Below are 14,920 nucleotides of genomic sequence, written 5' to 3' on the forward strand. Positions count from 1 at the left end.
GAGTTTTGCCAATCATACGTTTTCTGTGTAAGAGATAATGAAATTAATTTCCCCAACGCCCAATCCACTCCTAAAAATTATAAAATTACTTTTAAAATAAATCTGGACGGAACCGGAAGCTATACAATTGCACCAATATAAATTTAAAGAGACAAATGCCTCTTTTTTTATTCAAAATACCCAAATAAAACAATCATATTTAGTAAATTTGTGAAACTTAAAATTTCAAATAAAAAACAACAGTATAATGTCAGACAAATCAAAAATCTATTACACACTTACTGATGAAGCTCCAATGTTGGCGACTCACTCATTTTTACCTATCGTAAAAGCTTTTACTAAATCAGCAAATATTGAGATTGCAGTCCCGGATATTTCTTTGGCAGGAAGAATTTTAGCTAACTTTCCTGAGTTCTTAAAAGATGATCAGAAAATTGGGGATGCTTTATCAGAGCTAGGACAACTGGCTACTCAACCTGACGCTAATATTATCAAATTACCCAACATTTCAGCTTCTGTCCCTCAATTGGATGCAGCTATTGCTGAGCTACAAGGTAAAGGTTTTGCCGTTCCAAATTATCCTGCAGAGCCTAAAAATGATGAAGAAAAAGCAATTAAAGCTAAATATGCTAAAGTTTTAGGAAGTGCTGTAAACCCTGTATTAAGAGAAGGAAATTCTGACAGACGTGCTCCAAAAGCAGTTAAAAACTATGCAAAAGCCAACCCTCACAGAATGGGTAACTGGGCTTCTGACAGCCAAACTGACGTAGCACACATGAATAATGGTGATTTCTACGGTACAGAAACTTCTACAACATTAGAAAATGCTACAAAATACAGAATCGTTTTCAAAGGAAACGACGGTTCTGAATCTGTATTAAAAGACTTCGCAGGTCTTCAGGCTGGTGAAGTAATCGATTCTTCTGTAATGAACTTAAATGCATTAAAAGTATTTGTTCAGGAAGCTATAGAGGAAGCTAAGAAAAGAAATGTACTTCTTTCTGCTCACCTTAAAGCAACGATGATGAAAATCTCTGATCCCATTATTTTCGGAGCCATCGTTGAGACTTTCTTCAAAGAAGTATTTACTAAATATGCTGAGACTTTCAAGTCTTTAGACATCAATCCTAATAACGGTCTTGCTGATCTTTTTGAAAAAATCAAAGGAAATGCTCAGGAGGCTGACATCAAAGCTGATATTGAAAAAGCTCTTGCTGAAGGACCTAGAGTGGCCATGGTAAATTCTGACAAAGGAATTACGAACTTCCACGTGCCTTCTGACATCATCGTTGACGCATCTATGGCTGCTCTTGTAAGAGGAGGAGGTAAAATGTGGAACAAAGAAGGAAATGAAGAAGATACCGTTTGTATTATTCCAGACCGTTCTTACGCAGGTTTCTATCAGTCTGTAATTGATGATATGAAAGCACACGGAAAACTAGACCCTACCACAATGGGATCTGTTCCCAACGTAGGTCTAATGGCTCAAAAAGCTGAAGAATATGGTTCTCACGACAAAACTTTCCAATTAGCTGCTGACGGAACGGTAGAAGTTCAGGATGAAGCTGGAAACGTTCTTCTTTCTCAGAAAGTAGAAAAAGATGATATCTTCAGAATGTGTCAGACTAAAGATGCTCCTATCCAGGACTGGGTAAAACTGGCTGTAAACAGATCAAGATTATCCGATACTCCTGCGATCTTCTGGTTAGACCAAGGAAGAGCTCACGACAGAGAGATCATCAAAAAAGTAGAAAAATATCTTGCGGATCACGATACTGCAGGTCTTGATATCAGAATCCTTGATGTAAAAGACGCAATGACTGAAACGCTTAAGAGAGCAAGAGAAGGTAAAGATACAATCTCTGTTTCCGGAAACGTATTAAGAGATTATTTAACAGACCTTTTCCCAATTCTTGAACTGGGTACTTCTGCAAAAATGCTTTCTATTGTTCCATTAATGAACGGTGGTGGTTTGTTTGAAACAGGTGCCGGAGGTTCAGCTCCAAAACACGTTGAGCAGTTCCTTGAAGAAGGATATTTAAGATGGGACTCTCTAGGTGAATTCCTTGCACTTCAGGCTTCTTTAGAACATTTAGCACAAACTCAGGGGAATACAAAATCTCAGGTTTTAGCGGATGCATTGGATGAAGCCAATGCTAAATTCTTAGCTACAGATAAATCTCCTGCAAGAAAAGTAGGCCAGATTGATAACAGAGGTTCTCACTTCTATTTGGCAATGTACTGGGCTGAGGCGCTAGCTAACCAGACTGCTGATGCTGAATTGGCTGCTCAGTTTGCTCCAATTGCACAGGCTATGCAGGAAAATGAAGAAGTAATCAATGCTGAACTAATCGGTGCTCAAGGTAAATCTCAAAATATTGAAGGATACTACAAAACAGATACCTATAAAACGTATGCTGCTATGAGACCAAGTACTGTTTTAAATGAAATCATTGACGGAATTTAATTTCTAACTGATTGAATATAAAAAAAGCTCCTTTTTCAAGGAGCTTTTTTTGTTTATTACCTTTTCATGAATAATTCGGACTGTAAAAACTATTAAAAATCACCAATTAAAGAAATAAAAACACTTATAAAACCCAATATTCAAAAGCTTTTACAACTATTCATCAATTAAAAAACATTTCTATTCGTTTTTTAATTACATTTATTCCTCAAATCTAAAAATCTATGAAAAAAATCTTATTATTCTGTATTCTTCTGATTACATTCATCGGAAACGCACAAACCTTGAGTATGAATATTGGAACCTTAGCCGTCAACAACAATCCTGCTGATATTAATATTCCGATATCAATGCCTACAGCTGGCTCTGTTAATGTTAAATTCAATGTTTTATATAACGTTGTAACAGGGTATCAAGCCGGTCCTTATTGGTTTGAAATCCGTTTATATAAAGGAAATGGTAACTATAAAGTTCTTAAAGAGGTTACATATAGCAATATACTTACTGGTTTTGTAAGTTTCGATTTAAATGTTGACAGTTTTGATTTAAATTATAGCTATAATAATTATCTTGTCGCTTTTCTCAAATCAAATCCTTATGGGGTAGAATGGTATTCCAATAAAATTACATTCCAGAAGAAACCTACTTTCAGCTTATCTCCTCTGAAATCATATATAGACTGTAACAATCCTGCACCTGTAACTTTTACCTGTACTAGCAACACAAACGAAGGATCTTTTAGCTATAAGTGGAATATTGGGCAGGGATGGAATTTGAACGGTGTTCCGACAACAGGAACGATTACGGCAGGGTCAAGTATTACACTTACTCCTACCACTCCAGGAGTATTACCTGATCTGGTAAAAGTGACTCCGGTATGGGAAAATATTGGTCAGGGAACACTTACTTCTTCAGCAGCCTTTGCCAATATTGATCCTTCAATAACAATCACTGGATCTACCAATGTATGTTCTTTCCCTTCCAATGCGACTTATACCATAAACTCTTCAACGATTACCAATACAACATGGAGTGTATCAGACCCATCAATTGCTGAAATAATATCATCTTCACCTACTTCCATCAATCTATCTCTAAAGAAACAAGGTTTGTTTACGCTTAATGCTAATATTTCCAATTCTTGTGGACAGACAAAGAGTTTGAGTAAAAAAATATTTGTAGGGACTCCAAGATATAGTTTCAAAGCTGATCCAAATAACACCAATTATGTTACATTTTATGCCATCAGCGATATTCCAAATGTATCTTTAGAAGATCAGGGAATAACACCAAATAATTTTATGTGGAAAAGAACAGATGATGGCTCAACACAAACAGGTTTTTCTTACAGTGCCAATGGTTTTGGATATGACTGGAGTTTCTTTGTTGAAACCTCAGCGATAACAGACTGTGGTGTCCTTAAAAGCGGAATCACCATACAGCCACCTGCACCGAAATCTTGTGATCGATATGCAATTGCTAAATCCAGCAGCTCTCCATCGGTATATTTTATAGAAATAGACCCTTGTGGTCCTCCACCAATGGGAAAAAGATTTACTCCAACCTCCAAGAAAACGGAAAACTTAAAATTAATAGTAGTAGATGCAAGAGGTACAGTAATACTGGATACAAACAATATAAGCTTTGATCTGGAAAGACAATTACCCGGCACTTATTATGCAACAATTATTAGAGACGGAAAAATAGTCCATAAACAAACTTTATTAAAACAATAAATAAATGAAAGCTCCTTTTTCAAGGAGCTTTTTTTATATAATAACCACCCCGTCAAAAATTCTTTGAATTTTTGCCCCCCCAAATGAGGGGAATGCTGAGTACCTATTTACTTATCTAGACCAGTGAATACATAATCCTTAATCCCTACAAACCCTCCCCTATCTATCCTCCACAATCACTCTCCTATGTTCCCTTCCCCAAATAATCATTTCCTGAATAATATTTCCAAATGTGCGGCAATACTCTGTGACTTCATATTCAATTAAAACAGGAGTATCCGGATAAACGGTACGCTTTATCAGCTTGTTCATTTCCATATCTTTCAGTTCTTTTGAAAGCATTCTGGTAGTAATTCCCGGAATACTTCTTTCAATCTCTCTGAACCTTCTATTGCCATTACAAAGCGAATTGATAACAGGAATTCTCCACTTTCCACCAATAAAATAAAGGGTGTCCTGCAATGCTCTAAGCTCCTCGGTTTGATCTCTTTCCATAGTGATAAAGTTATGCGAATTGCTGCTAACAGACGTTTTTCTATTTATTTAGTTTTTCTAATTCGGGCAATTCACTTTTATACTTTTCAACGTCCCAAATTAAATTCCAATTTTTAACATACTCAGAGATTGGACCTAAACCAACTTCTGCTCTTCTTTTATCTACATTGTCAGGATCAAGTAAAGGTAAAACATAAAGCGTTTTATCATTTGGTTTGCTTCCTATCTGACTTCCGTATATTTGTTTTCTACCTTCTCGAATTTCTATTCTGTCAATTAACAAAGCTAAAGAACCTGAACTTGCATTTCCTTTTGCTACGGCATCTTTCATCATAGGCAGGTATTTCTTTTGCGTTTCCAAATCTGAATGTTGAATGACAAGAAATAATGCACTATTGGCCTGTGCGCCTACTTTGTCTTTACCCACCCAGCCTTTTTCATCTAATATTTTTTTTACTTTTAATAAGTTAAGGGAGTCTTTCTGAATTGTTATTTTCCATAGGTCATTCATTTCCTTAGAATCTTGACCGAACTTTTTTTGAGTTTCATTCATTTGAACTCTATACTTTTGGTCTTCCTCAAGAATACCCAATAATTCAGCCTGTAATGGTTTATCATAATTAGCTTCTATTAACGCCAATTTTTTTTCTAACTTTTCAATTGTTTTCCCCCATTCTTTTTTTGAATGTAAGTTTTCTAAATCCGTATCAGACTTTAAATGTTTTAGATTTGCCCAACCATTTTCTATTGATAAATTCAACCATTTAAATGCTTTTTTCGTATTTCCTGCTAAAGAAGATGAACATGCTCCATTATATAAGTGACTTGGATTTTTGCTTTCAATTTTAAAAGCTTTACTATATAAATCTGTAGAGGTTTTATAATCTTTTGTTTCATATAATTTATTAGCTTCATTGATTAATTTTGAATATTCTTGAGCATTAATGCTTGTGAATAAAAAGAATAACAACAAAGTATAAATAGTGTTTCTCATTTTTTTTCTGTATTTAATTGTTAAGTTTTACATGGATATATTCTGTTTTCAAAATGGCTGCTCATATTTAAATTCCTACAAGTCTAACCGATACAACGTTCATAAAGCCATTTATGCTACTAATATAAAATTTATTTTGATGATTGAGTTATTAAATCATTTTATAAACTCCAATTTTAGTAATTACTCCTTCATTATTTTCAAATCCCGGAAGTTATTACAGGTGAACCCATTTGGTGTAATCGTTCAATGCGGGGTGTTTTAAAATATTACAATTTATTAATTTTAAGCTATTTATACAATTACAAAGTTAAGTGATATCATTGATTACACTGGTATACTCTGTTATACTGATTACAAAAGTATACCGTTTTAAAATAACTTTGTCAAAAAATTTACAATGAAAAAATTAAGCAATAAATTAGCGATTGTGACAGGAGGAAATAGCGGAATTGGATACGCTGCGGCAAAAGAACTTATTTCAGAAGGAGCAACGGTGGTCATTACCGGAAGACGAAAAGAAGCTGTTGAAAAGTCCGCCCAGGAACTTGGTGCGATTCCCTTGATTGCCGATCAGGCTAATCTTGAAGATATTGATCTTCTAAAACAAGAAGTAGAAAAGCAGTTTGGCAAAGTTGATATCCTGTTCATTAATGCAGGTATTACAGGAAGTCTTACTTCTATAGAGAATATGGATGTCGAAAATTTCGATCAGGTAATGAATATCAATTTCAGAGGAGCTTATTTTACGTTAAATAAATTCATCCCTTTACTGAATGACGGAGCCTCTGTTATCTTTTTATCCTCTATTGTTGCATCAACATATCATCCCAACAGTTCGGTTTATCAGGCAAGTAAGGCCGCTTTGAATTCAATTGCAAAAACAGCAGCAGTAGAATTGGCTCCAAGAAAAATCCGTGTTAACATCGTGAGCCCAGGTCCTACAAAAACTGAGATTATGAATAAAGCCGGTTTAGACCAAAAAACTTTGGAAGGAATTAATGAATGGGTGATTGATTCAATTCCTTTAAAAAAGATAGGAACCGCTGAAGACGTTGCAAAACTGGTGATTCATTTTTCTGATGAAAGTGTTTCCAGTTTCATGACAGGCACCGAAATTATTATAGATGGCGGCATGACATTATAAATTATAGCAGAGATGTTATCATTGGTCCCGGTAAAAAAGTTACCGGGATTTTTTTGCATTTTCCCTCCGGTAAATTACCAGTTCGCCTTTCAATTTGTCCGGATCAGCCTGTTTTACATTTCAAGACAGCCGTTATCCTTCTACTTTTGATCCAGAAAAATAAAACAAGTACATTATGGATCCTGTAAAGAAAAAAAGAAATCCTATTGCTATTGGCTTTTTAGCAATCCTCGGAATTTTTGGAGGTCTGCAACTATTCAGCAAACCTTTGGAAGGGAAACCTGTTACCAAGAAAATTGATGCTCCTAAAGAAGTTATTGCTATTCTGGAAAACTCATGCTTCAGCTGTCATTCCAATCAGCAGAATCTAAGTTGGTATGATAAGATTGCGCCTGTTTCCTGGGCTGTGAATAAAGATATAAAAAGAGCCAGAGAAGTTCTCAATTTTTCAGAATGGGAAAAATATTCACCAGGAGAACATCAGGGAAAAATGTATGCCATTCTCAATATGATGCAGAGTGGGAAAATGCCTCTACATGAATACACTCTTCTCCATCCATCTGCTAAAATAACATCCAAAGACATTGAAGTCATTAAAAAATATACCCTTTCCTTAGCCAGTCTAAAACCTTCACCAAAACCTAAAAATATTGACCCTGTTATTGAAACTTCCTTACCTCAAATGCCTGTTTCACCCAATGGCGTAAAATATACGGATGAATTTAAAAACTGGAAAGTGATCAGTATGAGTACTCTTTTCGATAACTCAATCCGGGTTATATATGGAAATGATATTGCCGTAAAAGCCGTTGAAACTGAAAACTTTCACCCATGGCCTGATGGAAGTATTATCGTAAAATCGGTCTGGAAACAACAGGAACTTCCCAATGGAGAGATCAGAGCGGGAGAATTTGTAAATGCTCAGTTTATGGTAAAAGATTCAAAAAAATATACAGATACCGAAGGATGGGGATTTGCTAAATTTTCAGGAAAAGAACTGCATCCTACCGGAAAAACAGCTTCGTTTGCTAAAGAATCATGCATAGCCTGCCACAGACAGCTTGCAGAAAATACAGGCTATCTTTTTGACGTACCTATGAAAGTAAATACACAAAGACTTATTAAAAATCTACAACAAAAATGAAAAATACAGTAATGATATTATTGGCAGGTCTTATTTCACTGATTTCCTGCAATAAAGAAAATAATCATCAAGATCAGGAACTGGTAAGAGTCGTTTTTGACCCCGGAAATCTGAAATTTATTTCCACGTCTTTACATCCTAAAAAGCAAACGATGTCTGCTTTATACGGTAACGAAAAAGCAGTGGAATCTTTATCAAAAGAAACCGGAAAGCCGAAAGAAGGAACGCTTATGAAACTGGTTACCTGGCGATATCACGACAATCCACAATATTTTGGGGGAAAAATTACGGGCGAACTGGTAAGCGTTGAAACCATTCAGACTGATGATAAAGGGAATACCAGTTATAAGATAGAGGATGATGCAAAAAATACGATTCCTGACAAAGAAGAAAGAATACAGTATTTCATGAGCTATCACCCCGTGAGCAGACCTTGATGATAAGACAACCCCAGCGGTTGCTTATTACCTATGAATTTATTCACATTCAAAAATCGCTTAAATTCAGTATCCATCAACTTATTTAGTAAAATATTCAATAAAAATCATACATTTAACATTTGAAAATCCGCAGTTCTATGGAGCAGCAAAAAATACAAATTTCGCAAGCCATTATATGGATAAGTTCTGTTTTCCTCGGAATCTTATCTTCTGTACCTCAGCTTGCCTCTCATGCCTTTAACTGGAAAGAAGCTGTTGTCAATTCTGCAATAACCGCTGCATTTTCAGTTATTATGTGGTACGCCAATATTTATATGTTGAACCGCTATGCCGGAAAACGCACACAGCATATCTCCTATTCGAGACTGCTTATTATCCTGGCTTTCGGAATGGTTATTATGTTTGGGCTCGCGTGGCTGCAACAACTGATTCTTTCTCATATCAACTTTGGTCCGGTAATGCTGATGGTGGAAGTAAGAGGAATTTTGATCAATCTGGTGTGCTATATGTTCTTAACATTGCTGCAGAATAATTATACCGGTCAGCAGATACAGCTGGAACTTGAAAAAGTAAAAAGTGATAATATCGGGGCTCAGTACGAATTGCTGAAGAACCAGATCAATCCACATTTTCTTTTCAACAGTTTGAATACCTTAAAGCTCATGGCTGAAACAAATGATGAAGAAACGGTTGACTTCATCATAAAACTGTCTGATTTTTACAGATTTACTCTTGAAAGCCGGAAGCTGGACCTCATCAGTGTACAGGAAGAAATGAAAATAGTCGGGGCTTATCTTTTTCTTCAAAAAGCAAGATTTGGTGAAGGAATTACATTCACAAACGATCTTGAAGAAAAAATAACCCAAACCCTCATTCCACCTTTTACGCTTCAGCTTTTGGTTGAAAATTGCATCAAGCATAATATCGTTTCGCAAAGTAAACCTTTGCATATTAAAATTTACAATACTTCTGATCAAATTGTCATTGAAAACCCAGTACAGCGTAAAGCTTTTACAGAAGACTCTCTTGGAGTAGGTCTTGACAATATCAGGATGCGTTACAAACATCTTCTGGAACAGAATATTACCATTTATTCAGACGAAGAAATTTTTCAGATAAAACTACCATTAATCCATGAATATCATCATCATTGAAGACGAATTCAGAGCAGCAAAAGCTCTTCAGAGTTTAATATCAGACCTTAGACCCGATTCAAAGATTCTCGGAACTTACGACAGTATTGAAAGCAGTATTGAAGCCTTATCTCAAGACGTAAAACCGGATCTTATCTTTATGGATATCCAGCTTTCCGACGGACTTTCATTCGAGATTTTTAAAACCGTGGAAATTACCTGTCCGGTAGTTTTCTGTACTGCTTTTGATCAGTATATGCTGGATGCTTTTAAAAGCAAGGGAGTGGATTATGTTTTGAAGCCATTTTCCCGACAGGATATCGAAGAAGCTTTAAAAAAAGTGGATGAGTTAAAAAAATTCTTTCAAAAGAATGAACTTCCCGATCTGGAATCTCTCATCCAAAAAATCAGTCAGCCAGAAGGAAAAAGCAACTTTCTGGTCTTTAAAAATCAAAAGTATACCACGATTCCTGTTGAAGATATTGCGTATTTTTATATTCATAATGAAATTACCCATCTGGTTACTTTTTCGAAAGAACAGTTTCAGCTCACTCCTCCTCTCGGTCAGATCGCAGAACAGGTTTCTGACAAGCAGTTTTTCAGAGTCAACAGACAGTATCTTGTTAATTTTAAAGCCATTAAAGAAATGGAACATTATTTCCAGCGCAAAATCCTGGTAAAACTGGTAATTGAAACTCCAGAGAAGCTTTTGATCAATAAAGAAAAAACACACAGCTTTTTTACCTGGTTGGAAGACCGATAATAAAAGGCCATTAAAGATGTAAAGAGCCCATCTCTACTAAGCTATATAATAACCCTGATCATGTGATCAGGGTTTCTTTTATTGCTCTGCACTCAGAATATATTCAGGTTTTAATCTCTTTTTTATTTTTCTCAAAAATATTTCCCTCTACTATTTCCGGGTTCACCTTTCAATTTGTCCGCTTAGCCCGGTTTCTTATTCTCTGGAGAGTACAGACTGCCTACTTTTGAATCAAAATCAAAGATATGATACTAAAAAACTTAATCGCAGTAAGTATTTTCACCTTTTTATTATTCGCCACTTTCGCATTTGTACAAAAAGATAAAATACAGAAAACCGAGCATGTTCAAGTGGCAGGAAATAACAATTTTGCTATACTGGAACTTTTTACTTCAGAAGGTTGCTCCAGTTGTCCGCCTGCGGATGAACTGATGGGAAAAATCGGGAAAGAATATCAGGACAAACCGGTGTACATTCTCTCCTATCATGTTGACTACTGGAATCGTCTAGGATGGAAGGACCGTTTCAGTACTCCAGAAAACTCCCATCGGCAACAGGAATATAGCCAGGCTCTGCAATCACAGGTTTATACTCCTCAGTTAGTAGTAAACGGTAAAACCGAATTTGTAGGTTCTGATCAGGATGCGGTGGAAAATGCTATAGAAAAAGCGTTTCTCACTTCAAAAAACACAGACATTGAACTTTCTGCAGAAGTTTCTCAAAATAAAATTAATGTACAATATGCTGCCAGCACCACCGACAAAAAGAATGTCATGCTTGTCAATCTTATTGAGAAACAGTCTTCTACAGAGGTGAAAAAAGGAGAAAATGAAGGCCGCCATTTACAGCATTGGCAAATTGTTCATAAGCAAAATGAAATTTCTTTGACTAAGCAACCAAAAGGCATTACCACATTTAATCTTCCGGATCATTTTTCTCCAAAAAACTGGGAAGTGATTGCTTTTATTCAAAATACTAAAACAGGAACTATTTCCGGAGTTAAGAAAACAACATTCAATTAATAATCAAAATAATAACTTTTTAAATACTATAATTATGACTACTAAAACAACAAAAATCATTTATTGGTCTGGAGCCATCTTTATGTCATTATGGTTCGCAGCAAGCGGTATCTTTGAACTGATAAAATCCCCGGTAGTTTGGGATATTACTTTACAACTCGGTTACCCACCTCATTTTATCTATATATTGGGTGTTTTTAAAGTACTGGGAGTTCTGGTCCTTCTTCTTCCTAACAGATTACTGAGGCTTAAAGAATGGGTATTTGCAGGAATGTTCTTCGACGTTACTTTTGCTTTCTTTTCAAAAGTTGCGGTATTGGGGATTTCAACCACCTTAGATGCAGTGATCGCATTCTCTGTACTTTTGGTAACCTATATCATGTTCAGAAAACTTTATTCTCCTGAATTGATTTTTGGAGAAACTTATTAATACAACTCAAAATTTTCTTATGTTTGAAACAGATCCTCTCGTTGCCCGGGAGGGTTTGTTGTTTATCATTGAAAAGCTATTTCTCTCTCTTTTTCTAATTCATAACGTCCAGATAAATATTCACTTAATTTTCCCGAAACAGGCCTGGAACCAACTCATACAATGAAAAAAGGGATGATGCTTAAACCACCGGCTAATAAACCGTTTCTTAATAATTCCCTTCAGTTCATAATGTAATGTTTTTATTATTTTTCACAAAAAAACTGAGTTCCTCATCTGTACAAGGAACTCAGTCTAATGCTGTTATTAATTTTTTAGTTATTGACCAATTTCATAGATCCTTCACTATATCTTTCTCCTACATTCGGGTATTTTTTCAGAATAGCATCAATGGTATCTAGATCTGATTGAGACAGATCGATATTGACTGCCTCCACATTTTCCTCCAAATATTTGATTCGTTTAGTTCCGGGAATTGGGATGATATCATCTCCTTGGTTCAGAACCCAAGCCAGAGCCAGCTGAGTTCCTTTTACGCCTTTTGAAGCAGCAAATTCATTGATCTCGTTTGCCAGTTTGGTATTATTTTCAAGGTATTCCTGTTGATATCGCGGTAATGATTTTCTGAAATCATCATCTCCAAGATTCTGCACTTCGGTGATGTTCGCAAAAAGACCTCTCGCAAGCGGAGAATAAGGAACCAATGAAATTCCCAGTTCTCTAATAGTTGGCAAAATTTCTTTTTCAACATCTTTTGTCAGAATAGAATATTCTGACTGCAAAGCTGTAATAGGATGAATTTTATTAGCCTTTTTAATAGATTCGGCCGAAGCTTCAGAAAGTCCGAGATATTTTACTTTTCCTTCCTTTACCAATTCCGCCATTGCTCCTACCGTCTCTTCTACAGGAACATTTGGGTCTACTCTGTGTGCGTAATAAAGGTCGATAGTATCAATTTTCAGTCTTTGAAGGCTTAAATCAACAGCTTTTCTGATCCATTCCGGTGAACCGTCAAAATACGTTCCCGGAGCTCCGCTGTGACCAGCTTGGCCGTCTTTAAATCTGAATCCGAATTTAGTGGCAATAAAAATCTTTTCTCTGTTCGGAACCAACACTTTAGAGATCAACTTTTCATTTTCGCCATTGGCATACATATCAGCTGTATCCCAAAAGTTAATTCCTAAGTCTAAAGCTCTGTGTAAAGTATTGATGCTTTCCTGTTCATCTGTAGGGCCATAAGCAAAGCTCATTCCCATGCATCCTAAACCAATTGCTGATAACTGTTCTTCTGTGTTTCCTAATTTTTTAAATTTCATGATGGTTTTGATTTAAATTTTAATAAGACAAAATTAGATCATGAATAAAGAACCATCGATATAGAATTCAAACTAAGAATTATAAAATTCAAACAACATTCACTCTGACTGCATTTGGAGTCAATCCTGTCTGTTTCTTAAAATAATTGGTAAAATAGGAAGGTTCTTCAAATCCTAATCCGTAGGCAATTTCTGCAATATTCCAATCGGTATGTTTTAACAAGGCATGAGCTTCCTGAATAATTCGTCCCGTAATCTGCTGGCTGGTAGTCTTTCCTGTCATCTCTTTCACCGAACGGTTTAGAGAATTAACGTGTATAGAAAGGCTTTTCGCATAATCATTAGGTGTTTTCAATTTCAGAAAGGCTTCAGGACTATCAATCGGAAACTGTCTTTCTAGCAGTTCCATAAATAGTGAGGCTACTTTTTGTGAAGCATTCTGATAAGGTTCAAAACTTTCTGCGGGCTGCATTCTCATGGTTTCATGAATCATCAGGTGAAGATAGGCTCTGAGCATATCATACTTGTGGATGTAATCTGATTGTATCTCAGTCATCATTTTAGTATAAATATCTGCAAGTGTCTTCTGCTGGTCTTCATCTACAAAGAAAACGGGTGTTCCGCCAATTTTAAAAAGTGGTGAATCCTGTAGGCTTCCCAAGCGGTTGCCGTTCTGCAAAAACTGTTCTGTAAAAAGGCAAAACCACCCTTTCTGATCTTCATCATCCGCTTCCCAGGAATAAGGAACGATAGGATTTGAAAACAGCAATGCAGGTCGGTCTACTTTGATCCACTTATCGGCATAATGAAGTTTTCCTTTTCCTACAATCAGTGATATTTTATAATAATCTCTCCTGCTGTAAGGCGTCATTGGTGAACAGTATTCTCTTGAAAAAACATTGAAATGCCCAATCTTATTCACCCCGAGAGAGGGATTTCCCAGAGTGGAAGCATTTCGTTCATAGAAGCTTGCTAACGATTCATTATATTCCATAGATCAAAATTATAAAAATCAAACAAATTAATAAACAAAAAACTTAAATACTAAAAATGAAAACAAAAAATGACCAACATGTGTGTCAGTCATTACAAGTGAATATATAATTGATTAATACTTAATGCCAATCATCATGGCCATGATGATGCTTATTCTGTTTTTTGTAATACTTCGCTTTCTCTTTATAGTATTTCTGTTGGTCTTTACGGTATCGCTTATAGTCATTTTTATTTCTTCCATAGACGATAACGGGATTTTGGCCTCTATAATATCTTTTCTTAAATATGACATATTTTTCTCTTCCCAGAATTCTTTCCAGTTCATTATAACGGTCTCCTCTCCATCTTCCCGGATCTACGACATATACTCTGTTCCATGAATTATAATCGCGGTATCTGTCATTTAATGCATGTATCTGATTGGCCTGTGTGGTAGAAAGCAGCAGATCGGCAACTACGGTCTGCCAGTTAACATCCGAAATACTCCTTCTGTAATCACTATAATAATCCGACTGGGCATAACTCATGCTGAATGTCCCAATCAACAATGCGGTTAGTAACAACTTTTTCATTTCATTCCTCTTTTAAATTAAACATAATGATATAGTCAATTAAAGTGCCAATTCTGAAATTAAAAATAGAAGGCCTGTCAAATAAAATCATAAATAACTGATTATATTTAGAGTAATCCTCACAGAGAGTCTTCTGGAAAGATGAAGGAGTTGGGGCTTATTCATTAAAAGCATATTAAAACCTATGGTAATTCAAAGAAAATTCTTAATTCCTAATCCTAATTTATTATCATTATAAAATTCGTTAAGATTTCTAAAAACTGTT

Annotated in this window: 14 protein-coding genes; 9 read left to right on the forward strand and 5 right to left on the reverse strand. The window is 35.6% G+C overall.

Going from position 1 to position 14,920, the window contains the following annotated elements:
- The first annotated feature begins 247 nt into the window (after positions 1 to 247).
- Positions 248 to 2,467 (forward strand): NADP-dependent isocitrate dehydrogenase, encoded by a 2,220-nt coding sequence (locus tag ACQ76T_RS09495; RefSeq protein WP_431343065.1) that lies wholly within the window; start codon positions 248 to 250, stop codon positions 2,465 to 2,467.
- Positions 2,468 to 2,691: 224 nt separating this feature from the next.
- Entirely contained in the window at positions 2,692 to 4,203 is a 1,512-nt protein-coding gene (locus ACQ76T_RS09500; RefSeq protein ID WP_431343066.1) for a hypothetical protein, read from the forward strand.
- A 159-nt stretch (positions 4,204 to 4,362) separates the two neighbouring features.
- Here the strand turns inward: ACQ76T_RS09500 and ACQ76T_RS09505 are convergent, their stop codons facing one another.
- Both ACQ76T_RS09505 and ACQ76T_RS09510 read right to left on the reverse strand, forming a co-directional pair.
- Positions 4,363 to 4,698, reverse strand: coding sequence for a winged helix-turn-helix transcriptional regulator (locus tag ACQ76T_RS09505; RefSeq protein ID WP_431343067.1), 336 nt, complete (start codon positions 4,696 to 4,698; stop codon positions 4,363 to 4,365).
- A gap of 40 nt (positions 4,699 to 4,738) precedes the next feature.
- The gene (locus ACQ76T_RS09510; RefSeq protein ID WP_431343068.1) at positions 4,739 to 5,692 is read right to left on the reverse strand and encodes a DUF6624 domain-containing protein; all 954 of its coding nucleotides are present in this window, start codon (positions 5,690 to 5,692) and stop codon (positions 4,739 to 4,741) included.
- A gap of 400 nt (positions 5,693 to 6,092) precedes the next feature.
- On the opposite strand from ACQ76T_RS09510, the gene ACQ76T_RS09515 reads away from it, so the two are divergent.
- From ACQ76T_RS09515 to ACQ76T_RS09545, 7 genes are all read left to right on the forward strand, one after another.
- Positions 6,093 to 6,839, forward strand: coding sequence for an SDR family oxidoreductase (locus tag ACQ76T_RS09515; RefSeq protein WP_431343069.1), 747 nt, complete (start codon positions 6,093 to 6,095; stop codon positions 6,837 to 6,839).
- A 175-nt stretch (positions 6,840 to 7,014) separates the two neighbouring features.
- Positions 7,015 to 7,983 (forward strand): heme-binding domain-containing protein, encoded by a 969-nt coding sequence (locus ACQ76T_RS09520; protein ID WP_431343070.1) that lies wholly within the window; start codon positions 7,015 to 7,017, stop codon positions 7,981 to 7,983.
- The gene (locus tag ACQ76T_RS09525; protein WP_431343071.1) at positions 7,980 to 8,420 is read left to right on the forward strand and encodes a hypothetical protein; all 441 of its coding nucleotides are present in this window, start codon (positions 7,980 to 7,982) and stop codon (positions 8,418 to 8,420) included. Before ACQ76T_RS09520 ends, ACQ76T_RS09525 begins: the two co-directional genes overlap by 4 nt.
- A 140-nt stretch (positions 8,421 to 8,560) precedes the next feature.
- On the forward strand, positions 8,561 to 9,577 hold the full coding sequence (locus ACQ76T_RS09530; protein ID WP_431343072.1) for a sensor histidine kinase: 1,017 nt from the start codon (positions 8,561 to 8,563) through the stop codon (positions 9,575 to 9,577).
- Positions 9,558 to 10,319: a LytR/AlgR family response regulator transcription factor gene (locus tag ACQ76T_RS09535; RefSeq protein ID WP_431343073.1), complete on the forward strand. Its 762-nt coding sequence runs from the start codon at positions 9,558 to 9,560 to the stop codon at positions 10,317 to 10,319. Before ACQ76T_RS09530 ends, ACQ76T_RS09535 begins: the two co-directional genes overlap by 20 nt.
- Before the next feature lie 245 nt (positions 10,320 to 10,564).
- Positions 10,565 to 11,341 carry a DUF1223 domain-containing protein gene (locus ACQ76T_RS09540; RefSeq protein WP_431343074.1) on the forward strand — a complete coding sequence of 259 codons (777 nt, stop codon included), beginning with the start codon at positions 10,565 to 10,567 and terminating at the stop codon, positions 11,339 to 11,341.
- Positions 11,342 to 11,375: 34 nt separating this feature from the next.
- A complete protein-coding gene (locus ACQ76T_RS09545) occupies positions 11,376 to 11,771 on the forward strand; it encodes a DoxX family protein (RefSeq protein WP_431343075.1) in 396 nt (131 codons plus the stop codon).
- A gap of 314 nt (positions 11,772 to 12,085) precedes the next feature.
- Here ACQ76T_RS09545 and ACQ76T_RS09550 read toward each other — a convergent pair whose 3' ends face one another.
- From ACQ76T_RS09550 to ACQ76T_RS09560, 3 genes are all read right to left on the reverse strand, one after another.
- A complete protein-coding gene (locus tag ACQ76T_RS09550) occupies positions 12,086 to 13,087 on the reverse strand; it encodes an aldo/keto reductase (RefSeq protein ID WP_431343076.1) in 1,002 nt (333 codons plus the stop codon).
- 88 nt (positions 13,088 to 13,175) lie between these two features.
- Positions 13,176 to 14,081 carry a helix-turn-helix domain-containing protein gene (locus tag ACQ76T_RS09555; RefSeq protein ID WP_431343077.1) on the reverse strand — a complete coding sequence of 302 codons (906 nt, stop codon included), beginning with the start codon at positions 14,079 to 14,081 and terminating at the stop codon, positions 13,176 to 13,178.
- A gap of 121 nt (positions 14,082 to 14,202) precedes the next feature.
- On the reverse strand, positions 14,203 to 14,655 hold the full coding sequence (locus tag ACQ76T_RS09560; RefSeq protein WP_431343078.1) for a hypothetical protein: 453 nt from the start codon (positions 14,653 to 14,655) through the stop codon (positions 14,203 to 14,205).
- Between the last annotated feature and the right edge of the window lie 265 nt (positions 14,656 to 14,920).

The organism is Chryseobacterium sp. JK1 (assembly GCF_050632815.1).
In the GTDB taxonomy this organism is placed as follows: Bacteria; Bacteroidota; Bacteroidia; order Flavobacteriales; family Weeksellaceae; genus Chryseobacterium.